This is a genomic window from Bradyrhizobium iriomotense, from assembly GCF_018130765.1.
GTDB classification, from domain to species: Bacteria; Pseudomonadota; Alphaproteobacteria; order Rhizobiales; family Xanthobacteraceae; genus Bradyrhizobium; species Bradyrhizobium iriomotense_A.
On sequence record NZ_JAFCJZ010000029.1, the window covers coordinates 51,269 to 74,814 of the forward strand.

Consider the following 23,546-nt stretch of genomic DNA (forward strand, 5'->3'; position numbering starts at 1 on the left):
GGTTCTTGTGATGTGATCAGCCGAAGCGTCCGCCCCGCTGGATCACCTCGATCTTGTAGCCGTCGGGATCGCTGACGAAGAAGAAGCGCGCCAGCGTTCGGCCGTCATGCTTGAAGTCGCGCAGGGGTCCCGGCGCGAGCTTCTCGCGCTCGAAGCGCGCATGTTCGGCATCGAGATCCTCGACCACCACGGCGAGGTGGCCGTAGCCGTCGCCGAGCTGGTACGGCTCCTTGCGATCGAAATTCACCGTCAGCTCCACCTCGAAAGGTGAGGAGGGATGACGCAGATAGATTAGGGCAAAGTCGGAAAACTTCAGATGGTCGGCGACCTCCAGGCCGAAAGCGCGCCTGTAGAAATCGAGTGAGCGCGCCTCGTCGAGCACGCGGATCATGGAATGGACTGGCTTTGCCATTCAGTTCTGCTCCTTGAGAAAAGCGATGATGGCGGCGCGCGTCTCCGGTTTGGCTTGCCGGTACACCATGATCACGCCGGGAATGACGGCTTGCGGATTGGCCAGCCAGGCATCGAGCCGGGTCTCGTCCCAGCTGAAATCGGCCTTGGCGAGGCTATCCGAATAATGGAAGCCCTCGACCTTGCCGGCGGGTCGGCCCACGACCTTGACCAGGGGCGGGCCTTGCCGCATCGGCTCCGACAGGCTCAAGGTATGACAGACCGCGCATTGCTGCTTGAACAATGTGGCGCCATCCGGCGGCTTTGCGGCCGGCAACGGCATCTGCGCATCGGCAACCCGCGCCACCAGCACCATCGCGGTGCACAATCCCAGCACGATCACGCGCATTGCCAAGAATCCGCCATCTCCATCAACGTGCGCAAACACTAGGCGCGGCCAAACATGCGGTGGTAGTAGCGGGCTGTTTCGCTGCGCGCGTCGATGCTTGTGGCGTGTGGTGTTCCGCGCTGCCTTATATGCGGAGCACAATTCCGCGAAAGCGCCGCGAAAACCCTAAACGATCACCACACGACGCGGATTGCATCAGCACCGCGCCGTTCGAACTCTCTACGCGATGAACCGGTCCGGTGCAGGCGAACGGCGCAGAAGGCAGCCGAACCGTTCATCGCGAAAAAATCCAGGAGATAATGGATGAAGTTGGTGAAGACCTCTGCAGTCGCATGCGCTCTCGCGGCCCTCGTTGCGACGCCCGTTCTCGCGCAAGGGACGTCGTCCGGCGCCAGGCCTGGCGCCACCGTGCAAAGCAAGCCCATGCAGGGTAGCGCGTCAGGCAGCGAAGATGAGGATCTCGGTGCGCAGCAGGGGACTGCGGGCGAGAAAACCGGTATGAAGTCGAGCAAAGGAACGAAGGGCGCGGTCGGCACCACCGGTAGCGCCGCGCACAAGGGAACGGCCGACGATGCCGCGACTGGCGGCGCAGCCCCGTCCAAGCGTTACTAGTCAGCGGGTGAAACGACAAAACTCCGGTCGCCTTGCGGCCGGAGTTTTTTGCCGCGCCTGTTAGTCGTCGAAGCGGCCGCCGCGTCCGGCCTTGACATCGCTGCGGCGCTTCTTGCCTTCGAGCCGGCGCTGCTTGGAGGCGTAGGTCGGCCGCGTCGCGCGGCGGGGCGTCGGCCGCACCATGGCCTCTTTGAGGATTTCCAGGAGGCGGTCGATGGCGTCCTGCCGGTTGCGCTCCTGGGTACGGAAGCGCTGGGCGTGGATCACGATGACGCCGTCCTTGGTCATGCGCTGGCCGGCGATGCGGGCGAGGCGTAGCGCCGCATCCTCGGGCAAGGTCAGTTTGCGCGTGTCGAAGCGCAGCTGGGCCGAGGTCGCGACCTTGTTGACGTTCTGCCCGCCCGGGCCGGAGGCGCGGACAAAGCCGATCTCGATGTCGTCCTCGTCGATGACGAGATCGCGGGATATCCGCAGCATGATGGCACCATTCGTGATGCCCGGACATACCGCGGACATCAGCCTTCAGCAATGGCGCTCCCAGCGAAACGCAAATGGCCGGGGCGAGCCCGGCCATTTCACGAAGCCTATAGAGCAGAGATCAGTTCGAACGCTAATTCGACTTGGGCGCCGTGGCCGCGGGTTGCGCGGCGGCCTGCGGGGCGCGGCCGACGACGACCGTCAGCAGGCCCTGGCCCCAGAGCCGCTTGGCGGCCGCCTTGGCATCATCCAGCGTCACCGCATCGACGATGGCATTGCGCCTTTCGATATAGTCGATCGGCAGCTTGTCCTGCTGGTACTGCAGCAGCGCCTGCGCCAGCTTGGAGGAGGTGTCGAGCGCCAGCATCTGCGAACCCTTGAGGTAGGATTTGGCCTCGTCGAGCTCCTTCTGCGTCGGGCCCTCGTCGGCGATCCGGCGCACCTCCTTCTCGATGGCATCGATGGTGTCGCCGGCGCGGTCGGCGCGGGTGCCGGTATTGCCGATGAAGACCGCCGAATGCTCCATCCAGAGCAGGGATTCGAACACGGAATAGGCCAGGCCACGCTTCTCGCGAACTTCGCGGTAGAGCCGCGAGGACAGTCCGCCGCCACCGAGGATGTGATTGACGACATAGGCCGCCATGAAGTTGGGGTCGCTGCGCTTCACGCCGGGGCCGCCGAAGGTGATCACGGTCTGCGGCACGTCGAGCGGCACGAAGGCGCGCTGCGGCGGCTTGGCTGCCTCGACGTCGGCGACCGGCGTGAGATTGGCCTTTGCGGGCAGGCTCCCAAAAGTGTGGTCGAGCAGCTTGCCGAGGGTCGCCGGATCGACGTCGCCGACGACAGCGACTTTCAGCCCGTCCTTGGCGAGCACGCGGCCGACATAGTCCTTGAGGTCGGCGACCGTGATGGTCGGCACGCTGTCCAGCGTGCCGTTGCTCTGCCGGCCGTAAGGATGATCGCCGAAGGCGACCTCAAGGAACTTGCGGCTCGCGAGCGATGACGGATTGGTGGTCTCGCGGCGCAGGCCCGAGATCACCTGCGAGCGGATGCGCTCGACGTCGGCGGTGTCGAAATGCGGCGAGGTCAACGCCATGCGCAGCAGATCGAAGGCTTCGTCCTTGTTGTCGCGCAGCATGCGCAGGCTGCCGCGGAAGGTGTCGCGGCTGGCGCTGAAGGAGAGCTCGATGGCGCGGCGGTCGAGCCGCTCGTGGAAGGTCTTGGAGTCGAGATCGCCGGAGCCTTCATCGAGCAGGTCGCCGACCAGATTGGCGACGCCCGACTTGTCCTTGGGATCCTGGGACGAGCCGCCGGCAAAGGAATATTCCATGGCGATCAGCGGCACCGTGGCGTCCTGCACGAACCAGGCCTCGATGCCGCCGGGCGAGACCAGCCGCTGGATCTTTGCGGCCGCCTGCGACGGCGAGATCGTGGCGAGCGCGAGCGCCGCGCCGGTGACGAAAGACAGCGCGAAGTGACGCGCGCGGAGGAAAGGATAGGTCACGAACGCTTCTCCTCGCGCTTGGCGGCTGCAGTGTCCTTGATCAGGTAGCCCGTCACGGAGCGCTTCTTCTCGAGCCATTTCTGCGCGACGGCGCGCACCTGGTCGGCGGTGACGGCGCGAATGCGGTCGGGCCAGCTCCTGATGTCCTCGATCGACAGGCCCGTGGTCAGCGCGCCGCCATACCAACGCGCCAGTACGGCCTGATTGTCCTGGGCGTAGATCGCCTCGGCGATGAGCTGGGTCTTGACGCGCTCCAGATCCTCGGCGCGGATCGGGTTCTGCGCGATGTCGGCGATGACGCCGTCGATCACCTGCTCGACCTCGCTGAAGCTGACGCCGGGCTTCGGCGCGGCCGAGATCGCGAACTGGGTCGGGTCGAGCGAGATGCTCGAATAGCTGGCGCTGGCGGAGACCGCGAGCGGCTTGTCGACGACGAGCGCGCGGTAGAGATAGGAGTTGCTGCCGCTGCCCATCAGCTGCGCCAGCACGTCGAGGGCAGCGCTCTCGCCGGCTGCGGCCGTGGTTGCGGAGGGCGCCAGATAGTAGCGGCGCAGGCTCGGCTGCTCGACGCGCGGGTCAGCCAGCGTGACGGTGCGCGGGGCGGCCGGCTCCGGCTCCTGCGGGCGGACGCGGCGCGCCGGGATCGCGGGCTGCGCCGGGATGGAGCCGAAATTACGCTCGACCAGCGGGCGGATGTCGGCGGCCTCGACGTCGCCGGCGATCACCAGGATCGCGTTGTTCGGCGCGTAGAAGCGGCGGTAGAAGGCCAGCGCATCCTCGCGATCGAGCTTCTCGATCTCCTGGTGCCATCCGATCACCGGCCGGCCATAGGGATGGTTGAGATAGAGCGCGGCCATGATCTGCTCGCTGAGCCGCGCCTCGGGATTGTTGGCGACGCGCATATTGTACTCTTCGAGCACGACGTCCCGTTCGGGCAGCACGTTCTCGTCCTTGAGGATCAGGCCGGTCATGCGATCGGCCTCGAACTCCATCATGGTCGGCAGCTGCTCTTTCGGCACGCGCTGGTAGTAGTTGGTGTAGTCGACCGAGGTCGAGGCGTTCTCGTTGCCGCCGACGCGAAGCACGGTCTGGGAAAATTCGCCGACCGGATGCTTCGAGGTCCCCTTGAACATCAGATGCTCGAGGAAATGCGCGAGCCCGGATTTGCCCGGCGTCTCGTCGGCCGAGCCGACCTTGTACCAGATCATCTCCGTGACCACGGGCGTGCGGTGATCGGGGATCACGACGACCTGGAGGCCGTTGGGAAGCGTGAAGCTGGCGGGTGGTGCCGATGTCACCGTGGTCTGGGCAACGGCGGCGCCGGCCGACAGGACACTGGTCAAAAGCAGCGCGGCAAGGAGGCAGGCAGCCGATCGGTTAGCGGACATCATGATCCTTATGACAGGCCGAGCCCGGATGTCCGGCTCGGAAGGCACGGCATGGTATACCGTGCGGCTGAGGCTTCGCGTCACGAAGCAGAGAACTCAACGCTTAGGCAAGTTACTGATAAGCAATTTATAGACCGCGTCCGGCGTGCAGCAGCCGCCGGTGCCAGGTTGGCGTCTATCGGGATGTCACGACGGACGAGGAACGCTATTGTTCCTTGTCCTTGCCCGACATGATGTCGAAATAGGTCCGCCGCGACTTGTCCGGCCCGGCGCCATAGGCGTAGTTCGGCGACGGCGTCTGGTAGCCCGGCGGCGGCTCGACCAGCGACTGACGCGGCGGCTCCGACTCGAACTTCTTTTCTTCGGAGCCGTTGCCGCCCTTCATCATGTTCCACAGACCACCGGAGAAACCGAGCTGGGCGGGGCTGAGCGAGGGGTTGCCGTTGGTGCCCGGCTGGATCGGGTCATTGCTCGTGCGTTCCGGGGCGGCGACCTGGCCGGCCTTCATCTCGGCGGGCGTCAGCGGCCGGGCCGCCTGCCAGCTCTCCGTCGCCTTGACGGCCTTTTTCCGCTGGGCGATCGCTTCCTTGCGGCGCTTCTCGTCGGGGTCCTTCGGCCAGTTCGGCGCGTTCTTGGCTTCGGTCCCGGCGGGCGGCGGCAGGTCGAGCTTGGGCGGCACCACCAGCGGGGAGCGCTCGCGGTACTCGATACCCTTCTTCTCCATGCTCTTGGCGCCGATGCCGGACATCAGGTTATCGATGAGCTTCTCTTCGAAGGTCATGTCGTCGTCATCGTCGCCGTCGTCGCCGGCGCGGGCCGCGCCTGCCGCCATGACGAGACCGATGCCGAGCGCGACGGCGGACAATTTCAATGCCTGCCAGAACCCCGACCGGGGATCTCGAACCATCGAACCGCTGGTCTTCGAGCTGCGCATCACTGTACCTGTTCCAAATTGTGGCAGTTTGCCGCTCGCACGCGGCTTAAACCCTCGCAAAAGCAAGGTTCCACCTGCCGGTCGTATCGGCCGGGATCAGGGCGCTTTTGCGGCGGGTACCCCCAGGAAGGAATCATACAATAGCCCCGCCACCCCAGCAACGATGGCCACGTCCGCGAGGTTAAACACGTACCAATTATAGGTATTTCCGCCGATATCGATGTGAAACAGGGCGAAATCGACCACCGCGCCATAGGCCAGGCGGTCGATGCCGTTACCGATAGCGCCCCCGATGATCAGACCGAGCGCGATCGTGGCGAGCAGGGTGTGCGAGCGGGCCATCCAGATCGCCAGCGCGACCACCGCAACGGCCTTGACCGCCATCAGCGCGATCTGCGCCGCCTGGCCGTCGTTCTGGAGCCAGCCGAAGCTGATGCCGATGTTCCAGGCCAGCACGAGGTCGAAGAACGGCGTGACCTTCACCACGCCGCGACGGGCGAGGTCGAATCCGTTCAACAGCCAGAGTTTTGAGGCCTGGTCGAGGATGACCGTGACCACGGCCGCGAGGATGCCGGCGCGGAGCGGGGTCATGGCTGGCCGATCAGACGCTCACGCCCAGCGCCTTCCACTCGCGCAGCGCCTTCGCGTCGCGCGGGGTGACGTCGGGATATTCGGGGTCTTCGCCGACCGTCGGCGAGATTTTCCAGGAGCGGGCGCATTTGGTGCCGACGGCCTTCTCGACCACGACGGCAACGCCGGGCACGGCATCGAGACGGAACGCCGAAGCCGGCGCCTCGCCCTCACGCACCTCGTAATTCGAGGTGATGCAGATTTCGGCGAGGTCGGTGTCGAACAGCGTCATCAGCACGTTCCGGTCGGCGACATAGATCACCGGCGAAGCCTCGAGCGAGGAGCCGATGTTCTTGGCGGCGCGTTCGAGCTCGAGCGCGCCGGTGACGACGCGGCGGACGTCGCGGATCATCTCCCATTTCGCGGCGAGCTTGTCGTCGAGGAATGCGTCCATTGCACCGGGGAACACCGTGAGATGGACTGACGGTTCGGCCTGCGGCCTGTACATCCGCCAGGCCTCCTCGGCGGTGAAGCTCAGAATCGGAGCGAGCCACTTCAGGACGGACTCGCACAACAGATCGATCGTCGTCAGCGCCGCCCTGCGCGCTGGCGAGGACGGCGGATCGCAATACAGGGTGTCCTTGCGGATGTCGAAGTAGAAGGCCGACAGCTCGCTGTTCAGGAAAGCGGAGAGCGTGGCGACGACGGTCTTGTAGTCGAACACGGTGTAAGCCGAACGAATGACGGCGGCCCGCTTTGCAAGCTCGTGCAGCATCAGCCGTTCGAGCTCGGGCATCTCGGCATGAGCGACCTTCTCGCTCGCCTTGAAGTGATGCAGCGTTCCGAGCATCCAGCGGACCGTGTTGCGCAGCTTGCGATAGGTCTCGATCGTGTTCTTCAGGATCTCCGGGCCGATGCGCTGGTCGTCGGCATAGTCGGTGGCGCAGACCCAGAGGCGCAGGATGTCCGCGCCCGAATCCTTGATCACCTTCTGCGGCTCGACGGTGTTGCCGATCGACTTCGACATCTTGCGGCCGTTCTCGTCGAGCGTGAAGCCGTGGGTGAGCACGATGTCGTAGGGCGCGCGGCCGCGCGTGCCGGCGCTTTCCAGCAGCGAGGAATGAAACCAGCCGCGATGCTGGTCGCTGCCTTCCAGATACATCACGGTGTCGTTGCCGCCGTCGACCTTGCGGACGATGTTGCCGAGCTGCGGGAAGTTCTGGCGATCCTCGAGCACGAAGGCGTGCGTGGAGCCGGAATCGAACCAGACGTCGCAGATGTCGTCGACCTTCTTCCAGTCCTCACTCGCGCGCGAGCCAAGGAAGCGCTCGCGGGCGCCGTCCATGTACCAGGCGTCCGCGCCTTCCTCCATGAAGGCTTCGGTGATGCGCTGGTTGACGATCTCGTCCTGCAGGATCTCGGCCGAGCCGTCTGCCTTTTCGCGCACGAACACGGCGATCGGCACGCCCCAGGCGCGCTGGCGCGAGATCACCCAATCCGGGCGATTGGCGATCATGCCGTTGATGCGGTTCTCGCCCGACGGCGGCACCCATTGCGTGACCGAGATCGCATGCAGCGCGCGGGCGCGCAGCGTGTCGCCCTTCTTCGCATGGCCGTCCTCGCTGATGTCCTTGTCCATCGCGATGAACCATTGCGGCGTGTTGCGGAAGATCACCGGTTTCTTCGAGCGCCACGAATGCGGGTATTGGTGCTTGAGCCGGCCGCGCGCGAGCAGCTTGCCGCCCTCGATCAGCGCCTTGATCACGGCCTCGTTGGCATCGCCCTTCTCGCCCTTGTCGTTGAGCACGCGCTTGCCGGTGAAGCCGGGGGCCTGTGCGGTATAGGCGCCGTTCTCGTCGACGGTGTAGGGGATCGCGGTCGAGATGCCGCGCGCATCGAGCTCGCGGGTGTTGGCCATCCAGACGTCGAAGTCCTCGCGGCCATGGCTCGGCGCGGTGTGCACGAAGCCGGTGCCGGTATCGTCGGTGACATGTTCGCCGGCGAGCAGCGGCACGATGAACTCGTAACCGCCGCCGAGGCCACGCAAGGGGTGGGCGCATTCGACGGCATCCAGCGTGTCGCCGGGAATGTCGCGCACCTTCTCGTAAGCCGTGACGCGCGCCTGCTTGAACACGTCTGCCGCCAGCGCCTCGGCCAGGATCAGGAGATCGCCGTTCCTGGCCCAGTTGTCCGCGGGCGCATCCGTCACCTTGTAGAGGCCGTAGGCGATCTTCGGCGAGAACGAGATGGCGCGGTTGCCCGGCAGCGTCCAGGGCGTGGTGGTCCAGATCACGACGCTGGCGGAAGCCAGCACGCCATGCGCGGGCGAGGTGACCGGGAATTTCACCCAGACCATGTCGCTTGTGTAGTCCTCGTACTCGACCTCGGCCTCGGCCAGCGCGGTCTTCTCGACCACGCTCCACATCACCGGCTTGGAGCCGCGATAGAGCGTGCCGTTGGCGGCGAACTTCATCAGCTCGCGCGCGATCTGCGCTTCGGCCGGATAGGTCATCGTCTGGTAGGGATGATCCCAGTCGCCGATGATGCCGAGCCGCTTGAATTCCTCGCGCTGCACGTTGATCCAGTGCGTCGCATAGGCGCGGCACTCCTTTCGGAAGGCCACCATCGCGGTGGAGTCGCGGAAATCGGGCTTCTGCTTGCCCTTCTTGCGGTAGTTCTCCTCCTCGATCTTCCATTCGATCGGCAGGCCGTGGCAGTCCCAGCCCGGCACATAGTTGGAGTCGAAACCGAGCATCTGCTGGCTCTTGGTCACGACGTCCTTGAGGATCTTGTTCAGCGCATGCCCGATATGGATGTTGCCGTTGGCGTAGGGCGGGCCGTCATGCAGCACGAATTTGGCGCGGCCTTCGGCTTCCTTGCGCAGCTTGTCGTAGAGGCCGATGTCGTTCCAGTATTTCAGGATCTCCGGCTCGCGCTGCGGCAGGCCGGCGCGCATCGGGAATTCGGTCTGCGGCAGGAACAGGGTTTTGGAATAGTCGTTGACTTCAGACTTTTGGGACTTCTGCGGCTTTTCGGACATGAGGATGACTGGCTCGGAAGGGCGCGGGAACGGATGGCGACATGGAATCGCGGGGGTGAAACGACAAAATCCCGGTCTTGCGCCGAGCCAAAAGCTCAGGCGGAAGCCGGGCCGCTAATCCCTATGATGCGCCGCGCAAACATGGGCTCTCCATAGCAGCCGGGCGGAGGAAGCGCAAAGGTCCGGCAGAGGCGGTTTTCGGCCTCAATCGACCGCGCCGAGCCGCGGAAACGCATCCGGGGCGGCGGCCAGGATCGTGCGGGCGCGGGCGGAATCGTCGTCCATCTGGCGGATCAGGGCCTCCAGACTGTCGAATTTCAGCTCCTCGCGGATGAAGCCGACAAAGGCGCAGTCCAGCGTCTGCCCATAGAGGTCGCCCTTGAAGTCGAACAGGAAGATTTCGAGCAGGGGAGCGCCATTATCAAAGGTCGGACGGCGGCCGAAGCTGGCCACCCCGTCCAGGCGCTCAGGCCCGCGGCCGACCCGGACCGCGTAGATGCCGTGCTTGAGGCCGCAATTGGCGTCCAGGCGGATGTTGGCGGTGGGATAACCGAGGTCGCGGCCGCGCTTCTCGCCATGGATCACCTCGCCGGTGACGAACCAGGGCGCGCCCAGCATGGTGGTGGCCTCGTCGAGCTGGCCCTCGGCGAGCGCGATCCGGATGGCGCTGGAGGACACCGGCCGCTCGTCGATATCGACATGCGGCTGTACGTCGACCTCGATGCCGAGGCGGGGTGCCTCGTTCACAAGCAGGCCTGGCGAGCCGACCCGCCCCTTGCCGAAATGGAAGTCGTAGCCGACTGCGATGCCGCTGACGCCAAGGCGCCGGATCAGGTCATGGTGAATGAAGTCTTGCGCGCTGGTGCCGGCCCTTGCCTTGTCGAACGTCATGACCACGGCGCCGGCGAGCCCGGTGCCGGCCAGTAGCCGCAGCTTGGCCCGCTCGTCCGTCAGGCGGAATTGCGGGGTGTTGGGGCTGAAAAACCGCCGCGGATGCGGCTCGAAGGTCAATGCCAGCGCAGGGCGGCCATGCGTCCGGCCCATTTCCAGGGCGGCGGCGATGACGGCCCGGTGGCCGAGATGAACCCCGTCGAAATTGCCCATGGCGACCACGGCGCCCCGGGGAATAGCGGAATCCGGCGTGCTGTCGCGAATAACGGTAAATTGCGGGGCCATCAGGGGAATTCTCGAACCGGCGGGACCGGCCGGGACCGTGGCTTGAGCCGCCCGATGAAGTCAAGCGGGGAAAGAGGGCCTGATTGAACACGATTTCAATTCTTCGGGGGCGGCCCCAGTTAACGCGCTGTTTAACGCCTTGGTGCTAGTCCTTGGAACGTGGAACTGCACGGGCCTCCCGCCTGGCAGGTCCGATCGTAATATTCCTGGGTATGCGTTGGGGGAGTCGAGATGGCGGTTGATTTGTCGATGTCGGTTCTGGTGGTTGATGACTACAGCACCATGATCCGAATCATCAGGAATCTGCTGAAGCAGCTTGGCTTTGAGAATATCGATGATGCCAGCGACGGTTCGGCGGCGCTGAACAAGATGCGCGGCAAGAAGTACGGGCTCGTGATCTCCGACTGGAACATGGAGCCGATGACGGGTTACGACCTGCTGCGCGAAGTGCGCGCGGATCCGAACCTCGCCACCACGCCCTTCATCATGATCACGGCGGAATCGAAGACCGAGAACGTGATCGCGGCCAAGAAGGCCGGCGTGAACAATTATATCGTCAAGCCGTTCAACGCGGCGACGCTGAAGACCAAGATCGAAGCGGTCTTCCCGGACATGGCGAGCGCGTAAGCGCGATCGAAACTATTCAGTGAATTCGGAGAGCCCGGGCTTTGTCCCGGGCTTTCTGTGTTGGGATTGTCATTCCGGGGCGGTGCGCCAGCGCCGAACTATGGTGCGCGATTGCGCACCTGAGAATCTCGAGATTCCGGGTTCGCGCTTCGCGCGCCCCGGAATGACAGAAGTTAGGCCATCACCACTTCAATTCGCGCATCAAGGCCTTCGGCGGGTGGCCGAACAATTCCATCACCGAGGCCGGGTCGAGCTGGTCGAGGCCTTCGAACTCCTCGGCATGGATGCCGCGGGTGACGAAAAGGCAGTCGATGCCGAACTCGCGCGCGCCGGTAAGATCGGTGCGGACGGAATCGCCGATCGCCAACACCTTTTTCCGATCGATCTGGTGGCCCTGGCGCTCGCCGGCAAGCCGCATGGCGCGCTCGTAGATCGGCCGGTGTGGCTTGCCGTAGAAGATCACCTCGCCGCCGAGCTCGCGGTACAGCTCGGCGATCGCGCCGGCGCAATAGATCAGTCGGTCGCCGCGCTCCACCACGATGTCGGGGTTGGCGCAGACCAGCGTCAGCTTGCGCTCGCGCGCCTTCAGCATCATGCCGCGATAGTCTTCGGCGGTCTCGGTCTCGTCGTCATAGAGACCGGTGCAGACGATGTAGTCGGCTTCTTCCAGCGGTGCGGTCGTCGCATCGAGGCCGCGGTAGATCGAGTTGTCACGCTCGGGGCCGAGCCAGAACATCTTGCGACCGGGATGCTCGGCGACATAGAGCCGGGTCAGGTCGCCCGATGACACGATCGCGTCATAGGTCTCGTCGGCGACACCGAGCTTGCGCAGTTGCCGCTGCACGGAGTCGGCCGGGCGCGGCGCGTTGGTGATCAGGATCACCGTACCGCCACGGCTGCGATAGGTGTGCAGCGCCTCGCAGGCTTCGGGGAAGGATTCGAGGCCGTTGTGAACGACACCCCAGATGTCGCTGAGCACGACGTCGACGCCGCCCACGAGCTCGCGCAGGCTTTCGGCGAAATGCAGCGTGGTCATGATGCGTGCGGCCGATCAGATGCGGCGCGCGAGCGCCGCGTTGCCGGTAATGCGCTGTGGCGAAGGCGCCGAAGGCGTCGCGCCTGAGCTTTGTGTGCCGGAGCCATTGGGTCCCTGAGTGTCCTGCGCCTGGTTGGGCGAGGCCACGCCGGTAGCAGATGCCCCCTCCGGCCGCAATGGCCGGGGCGGCGCGAACAGGAACCCCTGGCCGAACCGCACGTCATAATCGAGCAGATCGACCACGGCGCGCTCGCCCTCGATCCGCTCGGCGATCAGGTCGATGCCGAAGCGGCCGAGCAGGTCCGAGAGGTCGGACGGGTGGATGTCGGACGTCGAGGCCTGCCTGGGGTCGAGCAGCAGGGTGGCCGGCACCTTGATGAAGCGCACGCCGCGGTCGGCGAGCTCGCGCGGCTCGATCCGGAGATCCGTGACATGGTCGATCGAGAAGCGGAAACCGCGCTGGGCAAGCGCGGCGAGGTTCTCGGTCTCGGCCGGACCGAGATTGCGGAAGGTCGACTGCTTGAACTCCAGCACCAGTGACGGCGCCAGCGCCCGGTTGGCCTCGAGGAAGTCGAGGCATTGCGCGAAGGTGGTGGAATTGCCGAGCGTGGAGGCCGCGACGTTGCAGAACACGCCGACATCCTTGTTGCGCACCATCAGGCGCCGCAGCACCTGCACACAGCGCAGCATCACCATGTTGTCGATGCGCCCGATCAGCCCCGAGGCCTCGGCGATGCTGATGAAGTCCTCGGCAGCGATCAGCTGGTCGCGCTCGTCACGCACCCGCGTCACCGCCTCGTAGAACCGCACCTTGCGCTGCGGCAGCGTCACCATCGGCTGGAGGAAGATGTCGATGCGGTTCTCGTCGATCGCGTTGCGCAGGGTCGCCAGCAATTGGGTCTGGTTGCGTCCGTTGGCGGCCTGGACCGCATTGGCGGTCTGGGTCTGAACCGCCGCTGCCGGCCGCGGCTGCACCACGGGAGGCGGAGGGGCGGGGGAAAACGGCGGCGGCGCGGCCTGTCGCTCCTCGAACGGTGCGATCAGGTCGATCGGCGCTTCCGGCTCCGCTCTCGCCGCCGGCGCTGCAGCAGGCCCAGGTGCGGCGCCGGCCAGCAGGTCCTCATGAGCCGACACGGTGGTGGCAAGCTGCCTGACCAGGCCGCCGAGCTCGTTGATCTCGCCGACCACCGACTGGATGCGGTCGGAATTGGTCGAATTGGACGAGGCGATGCGCCCCTCCATCGCCGCCAGCCGGCGGCCGAACTCGGCCACCTGGCGGGCGAGGTCGGCGGTGCCGCGGGAGAGATCAGCGATCTGGCCGCCGACGTCGCTGCGGTCGCGCAGCCGCATCGACACCGCATTGTAGAGGATCAGGAAGGTCAGCGCGGTCAGCGCCACGATCGCGGATTCGGTTCCGCTGATGCCGGCGACCGCGTAGAGCACCAGCCCGAGCGAAGCCGCGACCAGAACCATGCAGATGGCGATGAAGATCGTCGAAATGCGAATCATGCCGCGCGTTACGCCTCAAGAGCTGGAAGCCTCACCCGGGAAAACACGGGCCGCTGTGCGACCCCGTCACGCCTCATGCTCCCCCAAGCCGCAGAAGCTTAACATCATTGTTGATTCGAGGGGATAGCAGCCTGTTCGGGCTTCAAGTGAGGCCAGCCCGGCGAAAGCCTTCGAGGTAGCGCTCGCGGTCATCGGCGAGCTTGATCGGCATGAACTCGGCGATCCAGGCGAGCGAGACGTTCGGTTGGGCGCGGCGCAGTTCCCTCAAGGCCGCGGCGGCGATCTCGCGATGCCCGGCCATGCCGGCGGCCGCAGTCAGCACCCGGTGCGCGCCGACGAAGTCGCTGCGCTGGCGCAAGGCCTCCTGTGCCAAGCGGATGGCCTCCTCGTCGTCGCCGCCGAGGAAACGGGCATAGGCGGCGATGCCGAAATAGACCGGGGCATAGGGGTCGCGCGGGCTGAGGCGGATCGCCCGCCGGGCCGCCTCGTCGGCCTCCTGCCAGCGGCCGCAATAGCCGAGCGCCAGGCCATAATAGCCCTGTGCCAGCGCGAAGTTCGGATTGAGCTGGAGCGCCGTCTCGAACTCGGCCAGCGAATCCTCGAACCGTCGCGCGAACAGATGGACGTGGCCGAGCGCGTTGTGGGCCCAGGCATCCTCGTCGTCGGCGCGGATCGCGGCACGCGCCGCGCGCTCGGCGGCGGGTATCGCAATGGCCATGTCCATCCAGCCCATATGCGCGGTGAACATGTAGCTGGTGCCGAGCAGGCCGAGCGCCTTGCCGTAGGTGGGGTCGAGCGCGATGGCCTTCTCAAGCAGGGCCTGCGCCACCACGTGATCCTGCCGCGTCACCCGCCAGTAGTGCGAGAGCGCGCGCATGACGAGGTCCCAGGCGTCCATGCTGTCGGGCGGCTTGCGCTGGGCGCGAAAATTCTCCGCGGCATAGAGCTGCGGCTCGATCGCGGCGACGATCGCCTCGGTGATCTCATCCTGGACGGCGAAGACGTCGGCGAGCTCGCGGTCGTAGCGTTCGGCCCAGAGATGGCTGCCGGTGGCGACGTCGTTGAGCTGCGCCGTGATGCGGACGCGCTCGCCATCCTTGCGGACGCTGCCCTCGACGACGTAGCGCACGCCGAGCTCTTCGGCGACCTGCCGCAAATGAACCGTGCGGCCCTTGTAGATGAAGGAGGAGTTGCGCGCGATGACGAAGAACCAGCGCAGCTTCGACAGCGCGGTGATGATGTCCTCGCTGATGCCGTCGGAGAAATAATCCTGCTCGGCCTCGCCGCTCATGTTGGTGAAGGGCAGCACCGCGATCGCGGGGCGATCGGGCAGCGGCAGGCCCGTCGGTGGCGGCGCGGGTGCCTCGTCTGCCCCTGCTGGTTTGGCGGCGCGGGCCAGCTCGGTCACCGCGCCGACGAACCGCACGCCCTTGCGCGCGACGGTGCGGATCAGCCGTTGCTCCTCGCCATTGTCGCCAACCGCGCGGCGCGCTGCGTTGATCCGGCTCGTCAGTGTCGATTCCGAGACGACGCGGCCGTTCCAGATCGCATCGAGCATATTGTCCCGCGTCACCACGCGATCGCGGTTGCGGACGAGGTAGGTCAGGAGATCGAACACTTGCGGTTCGAGCGCGACGAGCGTGTCCGCGTGCCGCAATTCGCGGCGCTCGGGGTCGAGCAGGAAATCCTCGAACTGAAACGTCACGCGTCCCCCTCGGCTCCCGCTAGGAAAATCAAGGCGCTCTCAGCGTAAAATAACGCCGCTCTCAAGGCCAGCGAACCGCATGCGCCCTATCGTCCCGGCGTTTTCAACCGCAGGAGATTGCCATGTCGACATCCGCCGCGCTCAAGCCAGCCGCAGCCCAGCCTGATCTTGCCGCCGTCAAGCAGCGCCAGCACGGCGCCTGGTCGTCGGGCGACTATGCCGTCGTCGGCACCACCTTGCAGATCGTCGGCGAGCAGCTCTGTGAGGCACTCGACATACGCGCCGGCAGCAAGGTGCTGGACGTCGCCGCCGGCAACGGCAATGCGACGCTGGCCGCGGCGCGGCGCTGGTGCGACGTCACGTCCACCGACTACGTGCCGGCGCTGCTCAAGCGCGGGCGCGAGCGCGCGGCGGCCGAACATCTCATGATCGAATTCCGCGAGGCGGATGCCGAAGCGCTGCCGTTTGCCGACGCCAGCTACGACGTCGTGCTCTCGACCTTCGGCGTGATGTTCACGCCGGACCAGGACAAGGCGGCCTCCGAGCTCGCGCGGGTCTGCAAATCCGGCGGCAAGATCGGCCTCGCTAACTGGACGCCGCAAGGTTTCATCGGCCAGCTGTTCAAGACCATCGGCAAGCACTTGCCGCCGCCGGCCGGGGTGAAGTCGCCGGCCCTCTGGGGCACACAGGCGCGACTTGAGGAGATGTTTGGCAGTCAGGCCTCGGAAATCGCCGCCGAGCCGCGCATGTTCGTGTTCCGCTATCGCTCGCCGGAGCACTGGCTCGAAATCTTCACGACCTTCTATGGGCCCACGCTGAAGGCGTTTGCCGCGCTCGACGAGACCGGCCAGGCGGCGCTGAAGCGCGATCTCCTGGCGCTGCTCGGAGAGTTCAATCATGCCGACGACGGCACGATCGTCGTGCACAGCGAATATCTGGAAGCCGTGATCACCCGGCGCTGATACGCCCGGGATGCGGTCAGGCCGGCCCCGGCCTGACCGCCATCTCATCAAAATGGCGTGGCGGCGCCGACGGTATCGGCCGAGACGGCTTCGCAGCTGCCGAGCGGCTTGGGGCGACCGGTCGTCGTGTCCCGCAGGGTCTGCCGTTCGATCTCCGAGTTCAGCTCGGCGCCGAACATGATGACGATCGCCGACATCCACATCCACATCATCAGGCCGATCGCGGCGCCGAGCGAGCCGTAGGTCGCGTTGTAATTGGCGAATTCCGAGAGATACCAGGACAGCAGCGCCGAGCCGGCGATCCAGAGGATGGCGGCCGTCACCGCGCCGACGCTCAGCCATTGCCAGCGCGGCGAATCGCGACTGGGTGCGAAGCGGTAGAGGATCGCGAGCGCCACCAGCAGGATGAGGAACAGCAGCGGCCATCGTGCCAGCGCCACGATCAGCTTGCTTTCGGGCGCCATGCCGAGATGGTTGAGTGCGAGCGGGAAGGCGACGACGGCGCCCACCATCAGCAGCAGCGCCACAATGCCGCCCGCCGTGAAGGCCAGCGACACCAGGTTCAGCTGGATGAAGCTGCGCTTCTCGCGCTCTTCATAGGCGACGTTGAGGGCGTCGAAGATGGCTTTCACGCCGGCATTGGCGCTCCAGATCGCGAGCGCGAGGCCGACCAGGAAGGTGATGCCGAGCGTTGCATTGCCGTGCGAGACGACACGTCCGACCTGGTCCTCGACGATCTGGAACGCCCCCTCCGGTAACATCATCGCGAGCGTCTGCAGATTGTCGGTGATGGTCGAGGGATTGGCGAACAGTCCGTAGGAGGAGACCAGCGCGGTCACGGCGGGGAAGATCGCGAGCAGTCCGAAGAACACGACCCCGCCCGCGGTCGCGAGCAGGCGATCATCATCGATGCGCTGATAGGTGCGCCAGAAAATGTCCTTCCAGCCGGCCCAGGGGATCGCGAACGGGCTCTTTGAGCGCCGGCCATGGCCCGGTTGCACGGCTGCGTCCGCGGGGCTGGTTTCCGGTGAGTTCGCCTCGCTGTTGCGGTGGTCCGATGGAGGACCGGATCGGCCGAAGCCGGAGTCCTGAAAATAGTGCTCTGCCGTGAGCACGAAGACGGCCGTCGCCGCCACCAGCAGCCAGCTGTCGATTGGCTCGGAGCGTCGCACCAGCATGTCACGTCTCCAGCCTCTGCCCGTGGCGTCGCCGGCGCGCCGCCGTGATGCCCAGCAGCCCGAGCGCTGCGAGCATCAGGCCAAGCTGCACGGACCGGTTGGTGCGAGCTGGCCAGGTCCTGTTGCCATGGCCGCGCTCGCCCGGCGCGAGCGGCGCCAATGGAATTGTCGTTGCGACCTCCTTCACGGCCTGCTTGACCGTTCCGCGCGGGATACGGGGCGTTGCGACCGCCACGCGCAGACGGCTCGCGAGCGGCACGATCGGCTTGGGCTTGCGTTTCATCTGTGCCATCGCCACCCCGGCACAGACCGCAGCCAGCACCAGCAGCACTGTGCTGACCGCGCCAAACCCCCAGAACTGCCCGTAGGTGATGGCGACCCAGCGGTACAGGGCGATCAGCCCGACGAAGAAGGCTGCGATAACGAACAGGCCCGCGACCGCGAACAGCCCGCCGGCCACCGCGTAAGACGTCACCTTGCCGGTGGCGTGGCTGGTCTGGTCACGCAGATAGGATTGAGCAGCGCGTTTGACGTGATTGAGCTTGAGCGCCATGCCGGCGCGCAGCAATTCGCCCGATGGCGCGAGCATGCGAACATCCTCCGAGCGCGAGACGATGCGTCGGGGGATGAACGTGGCGGAATTTGACTTGTTCCGTCGAAGTGGGGCGGCCGCGGCGGATCAGCCGAGATCGGCAGCCGAAATCCAGAACACTTCGCCCTCGGAGTCTTCCGTGTCGAGCCAGAGCAGCGGCAGTTCCGGAAAGGCCTCGTCGACCAGTTCGCGGCCGCGGCCGATCTCGCAGATCAGTCCGCCGCCAGGCGTCAGGTGATCGGGCGCATCGCGTAGGATCTTCCGCACCACGTCGAGACCATCGGCACCGCCGTCGAAGGCGAGTTTTGGCTCGGCCCGGCACTCCGGCGGCAGCGCGGCCATGCCTTCGGCATCCACGTAAGGCGGGTTGGTGATGATGAGGTCGTACCGCGCATCGCCAAGCGGAGCGAACAGGTCGCCGCGATGCAGCGTGACTCGCTCATCGAGCCCGTGCTCGGCGACATTGCGTGCGGCGACCTCGATCGCGCCCTTGGAAATGTCGACGGCATCGACCACAGCGTTCGGGAAATGATACGCAGCGAGGATCGCCAGACACCCCGAGCCCGTGCAGAGATCGAGCACGCGCTCGACCGTCGTGGGATCGTCGATCAGCGAGCCCGCCTCGCCGTCGCCGCCGAAATGCGACTCCAGGAGCTCGCCAATGAAGGAGCGCGGGACGATGACGCGCTCGTCGACATAGAAGGGCAGGCCGCGCATGTAGATCTTGTTGACGAGATAGGCGGCCGGTTTGCGCGTCGTGACGCGCTTATGGATCAAGTCGAGGATGGTCTTGCCTTCCGCGGCGGTGACGCGCGCGTGGGCAAAGCCCTCGAACTGGTCGGGATTGAGATGGAGCGCCTCGGAGACAAGGAAGGCGGCTTCCGCGACCGGGTCGGTCGTGCCATGGGCAAAGGCGAGTCTTGCTTCAACGAAGCGGCTGACCCCATAGCGGACGTAGTCGATCAGCGTGACAAGCTCCCCGGGCCCCACCTTCGCAAGTTTCGGCGCGGCGCGGCCGCGCGCGGTCTTTTTCGCAATTTTTGCCATCAGGATTTGGTCCAGCGTGCGGCGGCCTCGTCGTCACGGGCCTGGGCCTCGACCCAGCCGGTGCCGGTGGCGCTCTCTTCCTTCTTCCAGAACGGGGCGCTGGTCTTGAGGTAATCCATCAGGAACTCGGCCGCCTGGAATGCGGCCTGGCGATGCTGCGAGGCGGTCAGCACCAGCACGATGTTCTGGCCCGGCATGAATCGTCCGACGCGGTGGATCACCGTGACGCCATTGAGCGGCCAGCGCGAAATGGCCTCGTCGGCATGGCGCCTGATCTCTTCCTCCGCCATGCCGGGATAGTGCTCGAGCGTGAGCGCGGCGATCTTGGCGCTGTCGTCGTCGGCACGGCAGATGCCGGAGAAGCTCACGACCGCGCCGATGTCGGTCCGGCTCTTGGTCATGACCGTGATCTCGCGCGCGATGTCGAAATCGTCTTCCTGGATACGGATGGTGACGGGGCAGCTGGTGACGGGGGAGGTCATGAGCCTACCCGCCGGTCATCGGCGGGAAGAACGCGATCTCGCGGGCGCCCGCGATTGCGGTGTCCTGTTTGACGTGGGCATGGTCGATCGCGGCGCGGATCACCTTTGGCTTTTCGAACGCATACGCATAAGCCTCGCTCCGGCCGGACAGCCAGGCGATCAACTCCTCCACGGTGCGCACGGTCGCCGGCGGCTCGATGGTCTCCTCGGCCTTGCCGACGCGCTCACGCACCCAGGCAAAATACTTCACCTTCATCCCTCATCCTCCTTGATGAGATGATGGATGCCGGCGCGGAAATAGTCATAGCCGGTGTAGATGGTCAGGATCGCCGAGGCCCACAGCAGCGCCAGTCCGATCATCGTAACGACGGGCACCACCTCGTCGCCGGCAGGTCCCGCGAGCAGGAAGCCGATCGCGACGAGTTGGACCGTGGTCTTCCACTTCGCAAGCTTGGTCACGGGGACGCTGACGCGGAGCGCGGCGAGGTATTCGCGCAGGCCCGAAACCAGGATTTCGCGGCACAGGATCACGATGGCGGCCCACAGCGACCAGCCGTGGATGATGCCGTCGGCGGCCAGCATCAGCAGGCAGGAGGCGACCAGCAGCTTGTCGGCGATCGGGTCGAGCATCCGGCCGAACGCCGATTGCTGATTCCAGATCCGCGCGTAATAGCCGTCAAGGTAATCGGTGACCGCAGCCGCGATGAAGATGGCGACCGCGAGCCAGCGCAGCCAGAGCGGCTGATCCAGAATCGACTGCGCGTAGATGCATCCGACCACGACCGGGATCGCGGCGATCCGGCCATAGGTCAGGATGTTGGGGAGGGACATCGCGCGGCTGGTCGTCCCTCGTGTCGTGGCGATGTTCATCCGTCCTACCAATACCGCTCAAGGCTGAAGGTCAACCGTCCCGCTCACAAATGGGATGCGGGATGCGACGCCCTTATGACCATGGCTCCCCTTGGGTCCCCTTGTAGTTCACCCCGGCTGGGGATGGAAATATTCGAAAATCCTGCGGGCGCTTTCGGCGCTCACCCCCGGAACCTTGCCGAGATCGGCGATCGAGGCCCGTTCGATCTCCTTCAGGGTTCCGAAATGGTGCAGCAAGGCACGTTTGCGTGACGGGCCGATCCCCGGAATCTCCTGCAGACCGGCCTCGCGGATGTCCTTCTTGCGCAGCTTGCGGTGCGAGCCGATGACGAAGCGGTGGGCCTCGTCGCGCAGGCGCTGGATGAAATAGAGCACGGGGTCGCGCGGCTCCAGCTTGATCGCCTCGCGCTCCGGCATGAACAGGGTCTCGCGACCGGCATCCCGGTCCGGCCCCTTGGCGACCGACATCAGCGACACCTGGGTCAGGCCGAGATTGGCAAAGATCTCGCGCACCGCGTTGAGCTGGCCGCGGCCGCCGTCGATGATCACGAGGTCGGGCCATTGCGGGAAGTCGTCGTCCTTGGCCTTGGCGCCCTCTTCGGGCGGATTGATCAGGCGCTTGAAGCGGCGCTCCAGCACCTCGCGCATCATGGCGAAGTCGTCGCCTGGCGTGATCCCTTCCGACTTGATGTTGAACTTGCGGTACTGGTTCTTCACGAAGCCGTCGGGGCCGGCGACGATCATGGCGCCGACCGCATTGGTGCCCTGGATGTGGCTGTTGTCGTAGACCTCGATGCGCTTGGGCGCATGCGGCAGGCTCAGCGTCGTGGCCATGGCCTCCAGCAGCCGGCTTTGTGTTGCGGTGTCGGCGAGCTTGCGGCCGAGCGCCTCGCGCGCATTGGTCAACGCGTGGGCGACGAGCTCCTTCTTCTCGCCGCGCTTGGGCGCGGTGACCTCGACCTTGTGGCCGGCCTTGATCGAGAGTGCGTTGGCAAGCAACTCGCTCTCCTCGATCTCGTGCGAGAGCAGGATGACCTTCGGCGGCGGCTTGTCGTCGTAGAACTGGGCGAGGAACGAGCCGAGCACTTCCTCCGGCGTGAAAGTCTTTTCCGCGCGGGGGAAATAGGCGCGATTGCCCCAGTTCTGGCCGGTGCGGAAGAAGAACACCTCGACGCAGGAGAAGCCGCCCTCCTGGTGGATGGCGAAGACGTCGGCTTCCTCCACCGTGCGCGGATTGATGCCCTGCTGCGACTGGATCGCCGACAGCGCGGCGAGACGGTCGCGGTAGAGCGCGGCGCGCTCGAACTCGAGCTCGCCTGAGGCCTTCTCCATCTCTCCGGCGAGCTCCTGCTTCACCGCGTGGCTCTTGCCGGAAAGGAAATCGCTCGCCTCGCGCACCAGCGTTGAATAGCCGCCGAAGTCGATCTCGCGGGTGCAGGGACCGGCGCAGCGGCGGATCTGGTAGAGCAGGCAGGGGCGGGTGCGGCTCTCGAAGAAGGAATCGGTGCAGGAGCGGATCAGGAACGCGCGCTGCAACGCCGTGATGGTGCGGTTGACCGCGCCGGCGGAGGCGAACGGGCCGAAATAGCGGCCGGGCCGTGTCTGCGCGCCGCGATGTTTCAGGATCTGCGGCGCCCAATGGTCGCCGGTGATCAGGATATAGGGAAACGACTTGTCGTCGCGCAGCTGCACGTTGAAGCGCGGCCGGAGCTGCTTGATGAGATTGGCTTCCAGCAGCAGCGCCTCGGTCTCGGTGTTGGTCGAGACGATCTCCACGGTCACCGTGGCTGCGATCATGCGCAGGATGCGCGCCGGCTGCGGCGCGCTCTGGCGCGCGTAGTTGGACAGGCGCTTTTTGACGTTCTTGGCCTTGCCGACATAGAGCACATCGGCGTTGGCATTGAGCATGCGGTAGACGCCGGGCGAGGTCGGGGCGAGCCGGACCGCGCGCTCGATCGCCTCGTGGCCGGTCGCCAGCGGCTCTTCGCCGACCGCGCCGCTCTCTTCGAGGATATCAGGCAGCAGCGCATCGTCCTCGTCGTCGCCGCCTGTGGTGGCGGGATCGACGTCCGGCGCCGCCAACCCCGCGGGCGGCGTGTCGTTCGTAGCGGCCTGCGGCGATTTGCGCGCGCGGTCGTCCGGATTGTCGGTGGAATCGTGAACCATGATGCGAATTTAGGCGCTGGGGGTGCCGATTTGAAGTTCCGGCGGTGCCGCACACACAGGATGGCGATGCAGTTCCCGGTAACGCTTGCTTAAGCCTGTTAACAGCGCGGTAACCCGGCTTAACAGCCCTTTAACTTAAAACTCTCGATAAATCCGACGCGAAAGGGTCTTGGTTCCGTAACCATGCGGTTTTGCCTCGCGCGGCGGCGCGGGCATCGCGGGGCGGCAGTTGCGTTGGAGTTGAGTGATGAAGAGGCTCGTTGTGCGCGCAGCCGCGTTGGTTGCAGCCGGCTGGACAGCTTCGGCAGGGGCCGCCGACATGAATTATGGAGGGCGCGCGCCCTATACCGTCAACCAGCCGCTCAATGCGTATAGCTGGGCCGGTCCCTATCTCGGCGGCAACATCGGCTACGAATGGGGCTCGGTCGACAACAATCCCTCAAAGCCGGCCGGCTTCGTCGGCGGCGTCCAGGCCGGCTACAATTTCCAGAACGGCCCGTGGGTGTTCGGCGTCGAGGGCGACATCCAGGCTGCTGGCGCCGACGACACCTTCGCGCCGTGGAAGTTCTCCAACCCGTGGTTCGGCACGCTGCGCGGCCGCGCCGGCTATGCCTTCAGCAACGTGCTGTTCTACGGCACCGCGGGCCTTGCCTTCGGCGAGCTGCGCGCGCAGACGTTCGGCTGGACGGAGTCGCACACCACCGCCGGCTGGACCATCGGTGCCGGTGCGGAAGTCGGCCTCGCGCCGAACTGGAGCGCCAAGCTCGAATATCTCTACATCGATCTGTCGACGAGCCAGTTCGCAATTACCGGCGTGTCGAATGGCTACAGCGCCAGCGTTGTGCGCGCAGGCGTGAATTATCACTTCTGAT

23 protein-coding genes are annotated in these 23,546 nt (G+C 65.6%); 4 read left to right on the forward strand and 19 right to left on the reverse strand.

The window, feature by feature from the left end:
• Window positions 1-16 precede the first annotated feature (16 nt).
• Together JQ635_RS34625 and JQ635_RS34630 are read right to left on the reverse strand one after the other, a co-directional pair.
• On the reverse strand, window positions 17-412 hold the full coding sequence (locus tag JQ635_RS34625) for a VOC family protein (RefSeq protein WP_211414250.1): 396 nt from the start codon (window positions 410-412) through the stop codon (window positions 17-19).
• Window positions 413-799 (reverse strand): c-type cytochrome, encoded by a 387-nt coding sequence (locus JQ635_RS34630; protein ID WP_211414251.1) that lies wholly within the window; start codon window positions 797-799, stop codon window positions 413-415.
• Window positions 800-1,102: 303 nt separating this feature from the next.
• Here JQ635_RS34630 and JQ635_RS34635 point away from each other — a divergent pair, with 303 nt between their 5' ends.
• On the forward strand, window positions 1,103-1,411 hold the full coding sequence (locus JQ635_RS34635) for a hypothetical protein (protein ID WP_211414252.1): 309 nt from the start codon (window positions 1,103-1,105) through the stop codon (window positions 1,409-1,411).
• 60 nt (window positions 1,412-1,471) lie between these two features.
• Here the strand turns inward: JQ635_RS34635 and arfB are convergent, their stop codons facing one another.
• From arfB to JQ635_RS34670, 7 genes are all read right to left on the reverse strand, one after another.
• The gene (arfB, locus tag JQ635_RS34640; RefSeq protein ID WP_211414253.1) at window positions 1,472-1,888 is read right to left on the reverse strand and encodes an alternative ribosome rescue aminoacyl-tRNA hydrolase ArfB; all 417 of its coding nucleotides are present in this window, start codon (window positions 1,886-1,888) and stop codon (window positions 1,472-1,474) included.
• A gap of 133 nt (window positions 1,889-2,021) precedes the next feature.
• A complete protein-coding gene (locus JQ635_RS34645) occupies window positions 2,022-3,392 on the reverse strand; it encodes a M16 family metallopeptidase (RefSeq protein WP_211414254.1) in 1,371 nt (456 codons plus the stop codon).
• Window positions 3,389-4,783 (reverse strand): M16 family metallopeptidase, encoded by a 1,395-nt coding sequence (locus JQ635_RS34650; RefSeq protein WP_433996589.1) that lies wholly within the window; start codon window positions 4,781-4,783, stop codon window positions 3,389-3,391. Before JQ635_RS34650 ends, JQ635_RS34645 begins: the two co-directional genes overlap by 4 nt.
• Window positions 4,784-4,985: 202 nt before the next feature.
• On the reverse strand, window positions 4,986-5,714 hold the full coding sequence (locus JQ635_RS34655) for a hypothetical protein (RefSeq protein ID WP_211414314.1): 729 nt from the start codon (window positions 5,712-5,714) through the stop codon (window positions 4,986-4,988).
• Window positions 5,715-5,810: 96 nt separating this feature from the next.
• The gene (gene lspA / locus JQ635_RS34660; protein WP_211414256.1) at window positions 5,811-6,305 is read right to left on the reverse strand and encodes a signal peptidase II; all 495 of its coding nucleotides are present in this window, start codon (window positions 6,303-6,305) and stop codon (window positions 5,811-5,813) included.
• A gap of 10 nt (window positions 6,306-6,315) precedes the next feature.
• A complete protein-coding gene (gene ileS / locus JQ635_RS34665) occupies window positions 6,316-9,324 on the reverse strand; it encodes an isoleucine--tRNA ligase (protein ID WP_211414257.1) in 3,009 nt (1,002 codons plus the stop codon).
• 204 nt (window positions 9,325-9,528) lie between these two features.
• Complete coding sequence (locus JQ635_RS34670; RefSeq protein ID WP_211414258.1) at window positions 9,529-10,500, reverse strand: bifunctional riboflavin kinase/FAD synthetase; 972 nt, start codon at window positions 10,498-10,500, stop codon at window positions 9,529-9,531.
• A 231-nt stretch (window positions 10,501-10,731) separates the two neighbouring features.
• On the opposite strand from JQ635_RS34670, the gene JQ635_RS34675 reads away from it, so the two are divergent.
• The gene (locus JQ635_RS34675) at window positions 10,732-11,127 is read left to right on the forward strand and encodes a response regulator (RefSeq protein WP_007596883.1); all 396 of its coding nucleotides are present in this window, start codon (window positions 10,732-10,734) and stop codon (window positions 11,125-11,127) included.
• A gap of 181 nt (window positions 11,128-11,308) precedes the next feature.
• Here JQ635_RS34675 and JQ635_RS34680 read toward each other — a convergent pair whose 3' ends face one another.
• The 3 genes from JQ635_RS34680 to JQ635_RS34690 all read right to left on the reverse strand — a co-directional run bounded on the left by JQ635_RS34680 (window position 11,309) and on the right by JQ635_RS34690 (window position 15,377).
• The gene (locus tag JQ635_RS34680; protein WP_211404464.1) at window positions 11,309-12,163 is read right to left on the reverse strand and encodes a TIGR01459 family HAD-type hydrolase; all 855 of its coding nucleotides are present in this window, start codon (window positions 12,161-12,163) and stop codon (window positions 11,309-11,311) included.
• Window positions 12,164-12,178: 15 nt separating this feature from the next.
• Window positions 12,179-13,672, reverse strand: a complete 1,494-nt coding sequence (locus tag JQ635_RS34685) for an EAL domain-containing protein (RefSeq protein ID WP_211414259.1) — start codon at window positions 13,670-13,672, stop codon at window positions 12,179-12,181.
• 142 nt (window positions 13,673-13,814) lie between these two features.
• Window positions 13,815-15,377 carry a winged helix-turn-helix domain-containing tetratricopeptide repeat protein gene (locus tag JQ635_RS34690; RefSeq protein WP_211414260.1) on the reverse strand — a complete coding sequence of 521 codons (1,563 nt, stop codon included), beginning with the start codon at window positions 15,375-15,377 and terminating at the stop codon, window positions 13,815-13,817.
• A 122-nt stretch (window positions 15,378-15,499) separates the two neighbouring features.
• Here JQ635_RS34690 and JQ635_RS34695 point away from each other — a divergent pair, with 122 nt between their 5' ends.
• Window positions 15,500-16,339 carry a class I SAM-dependent methyltransferase gene (locus JQ635_RS34695; protein ID WP_211414261.1) on the forward strand — a complete coding sequence of 280 codons (840 nt, stop codon included), beginning with the start codon at window positions 15,500-15,502 and terminating at the stop codon, window positions 16,337-16,339.
• 47 nt (window positions 16,340-16,386) lie between these two features.
• Here JQ635_RS34695 and JQ635_RS34700 read toward each other — a convergent pair whose 3' ends face one another.
• The 7 genes from JQ635_RS34700 to uvrC form a co-directional block, all read right to left on the reverse strand.
• Window positions 16,387-17,517 carry a YihY/virulence factor BrkB family protein gene (locus JQ635_RS34700; protein WP_211414262.1) on the reverse strand — a complete coding sequence of 377 codons (1,131 nt, stop codon included), beginning with the start codon at window positions 17,515-17,517 and terminating at the stop codon, window positions 16,387-16,389.
• 1 nt (window position 17,518) lies between these two features.
• The gene (locus JQ635_RS34705) at window positions 17,519-18,106 is read right to left on the reverse strand and encodes a phage holin family protein (protein ID WP_211414263.1); all 588 of its coding nucleotides are present in this window, start codon (window positions 18,104-18,106) and stop codon (window positions 17,519-17,521) included.
• A 90-nt stretch (window positions 18,107-18,196) separates the two neighbouring features.
• Entirely contained in the window at window positions 18,197-19,156 is a 960-nt protein-coding gene (gene prmB, locus JQ635_RS34710) for a 50S ribosomal protein L3 N(5)-glutamine methyltransferase (protein WP_211414264.1), read from the reverse strand.
• Entirely contained in the window at window positions 19,156-19,638 is a 483-nt protein-coding gene (locus JQ635_RS34715; RefSeq protein ID WP_211414265.1) for a molybdenum cofactor biosynthesis protein MoaE, read from the reverse strand. The genes prmB and JQ635_RS34715 overlap by 1 nt, the downstream gene beginning before the upstream one ends.
• Window positions 19,639-19,642: 4 nt before the next feature.
• A complete protein-coding gene (gene moaD, locus JQ635_RS34720; protein WP_211414266.1) occupies window positions 19,643-19,894 on the reverse strand; it encodes a molybdopterin converting factor subunit 1 in 252 nt (83 codons plus the stop codon).
• Window positions 19,891-20,508 (reverse strand): CDP-diacylglycerol--glycerol-3-phosphate 3-phosphatidyltransferase, encoded by a 618-nt coding sequence (pgsA, locus tag JQ635_RS34725; protein ID WP_211414267.1) that lies wholly within the window; start codon window positions 20,506-20,508, stop codon window positions 19,891-19,893. The genes moaD and pgsA overlap by 4 nt, the downstream gene beginning before the upstream one ends.
• A gap of 108 nt (window positions 20,509-20,616) precedes the next feature.
• A complete protein-coding gene (gene uvrC / locus JQ635_RS34730; protein ID WP_211414268.1) occupies window positions 20,617-22,674 on the reverse strand; it encodes an excinuclease ABC subunit UvrC in 2,058 nt (685 codons plus the stop codon).
• A gap of 247 nt (window positions 22,675-22,921) precedes the next feature.
• On the opposite strand from uvrC, the gene JQ635_RS34735 reads away from it, so the two are divergent.
• The gene (locus JQ635_RS34735; RefSeq protein ID WP_211414269.1) at window positions 22,922-23,545 is read left to right on the forward strand and encodes an outer membrane protein; all 624 of its coding nucleotides are present in this window, start codon (window positions 22,922-22,924) and stop codon (window positions 23,543-23,545) included.
• The last annotated feature ends 1 nt before the right edge of the window (window position 23,546 follow it).

What these genes read in the sequence shown, in the direction of transcription:
- prmB (WP_211414264.1), bottom strand. Translation starts at nt 19,156, where the DNA reads ATGGCAAAAATTGCGAAAAAGACCGCGCGCGGCCGCGCCGCGCCGAAA.
- JQ635_RS34680 (WP_211404464.1), bottom strand. Translation starts at nt 12,163, where the DNA reads ATGACCACGCTGCATTTCGCCGAAAGCCTGCGCGAGCTCGTGGGCGGC.
- lspA (WP_211414256.1), bottom strand. Translation starts at nt 6,305, where the DNA reads ATGACCCCGCTCCGCGCCGGCATCCTCGCGGCCGTGGTCACGGTCATC.
- JQ635_RS34705 (WP_211414263.1), bottom strand. Translation starts at nt 18,106, where the DNA reads ATGCTCGCGCCATCGGGCGAATTGCTGCGCGCCGGCATGGCGCTCAAG.
- JQ635_RS34735 (WP_211414269.1), top strand. Translation starts at nt 22,922, where the DNA reads ATGAAGAGGCTCGTTGTGCGCGCAGCCGCGTTGGTTGCAGCCGGCTGG.
- pgsA (WP_211414267.1), bottom strand. Translation starts at nt 20,508, where the DNA reads ATGAACATCGCCACGACACGAGGGACGACCAGCCGCGCGATGTCCCTC.
- JQ635_RS34700 (WP_211414262.1), bottom strand. Translation starts at nt 17,517, where the DNA reads ATGCTGGTGCGACGCTCCGAGCCAATCGACAGCTGGCTGCTGGTGGCG.
- JQ635_RS34715 (WP_211414265.1), bottom strand. Translation starts at nt 19,638, where the DNA reads ATGACCTCCCCCGTCACCAGCTGCCCCGTCACCATCCGTATCCAGGAA.
- JQ635_RS34630 (WP_211414251.1), bottom strand. Translation starts at nt 799, where the DNA reads ATGCGCGTGATCGTGCTGGGATTGTGCACCGCGATGGTGCTGGTGGCG.
- JQ635_RS34675 (WP_007596883.1), top strand. Translation starts at nt 10,732, where the DNA reads ATGGCGGTTGATTTGTCGATGTCGGTTCTGGTGGTTGATGACTACAGC.
- arfB (WP_211414253.1), bottom strand. Translation starts at nt 1,888, where the DNA reads ATGCTGCGGATATCCCGCGATCTCGTCATCGACGAGGACGACATCGAG.
- JQ635_RS34635 (WP_211414252.1), top strand. Translation starts at nt 1,103, where the DNA reads ATGAAGTTGGTGAAGACCTCTGCAGTCGCATGCGCTCTCGCGGCCCTC.
- JQ635_RS34650 (WP_433996589.1), bottom strand. Translation starts at nt 4,783, where the DNA reads ATGATGTCCGCTAACCGATCGGCTGCCTGCCTCCTTGCCGCGCTGCTT.
- JQ635_RS34670 (WP_211414258.1), bottom strand. Translation starts at nt 10,500, where the DNA reads ATGGCCCCGCAATTTACCGTTATTCGCGACAGCACGCCGGATTCCGCT.
- JQ635_RS34625 (WP_211414250.1), bottom strand. Translation starts at nt 412, where the DNA reads ATGGCAAAGCCAGTCCATTCCATGATCCGCGTGCTCGACGAGGCGCGC.
- JQ635_RS34655 (WP_211414314.1), bottom strand. Translation starts at nt 5,714, where the DNA reads ATGCGCAGCTCGAAGACCAGCGGTTCGATGGTTCGAGATCCCCGGTCG.
- moaD (WP_211414266.1), bottom strand. Translation starts at nt 19,894, where the DNA reads ATGAAGGTGAAGTATTTTGCCTGGGTGCGTGAGCGCGTCGGCAAGGCC.
- JQ635_RS34685 (WP_211414259.1), bottom strand. Translation starts at nt 13,672, where the DNA reads ATGATTCGCATTTCGACGATCTTCATCGCCATCTGCATGGTTCTGGTC.
- ileS (WP_211414257.1), bottom strand. Translation starts at nt 9,324, where the DNA reads ATGTCCGAAAAGCCGCAGAAGTCCCAAAAGTCTGAAGTCAACGACTAT.
- JQ635_RS34695 (WP_211414261.1), top strand. Translation starts at nt 15,500, where the DNA reads ATGTCGACATCCGCCGCGCTCAAGCCAGCCGCAGCCCAGCCTGATCTT.
- uvrC (WP_211414268.1), bottom strand. Translation starts at nt 22,674, where the DNA reads ATGGTTCACGATTCCACCGACAATCCGGACGACCGCGCGCGCAAATCG.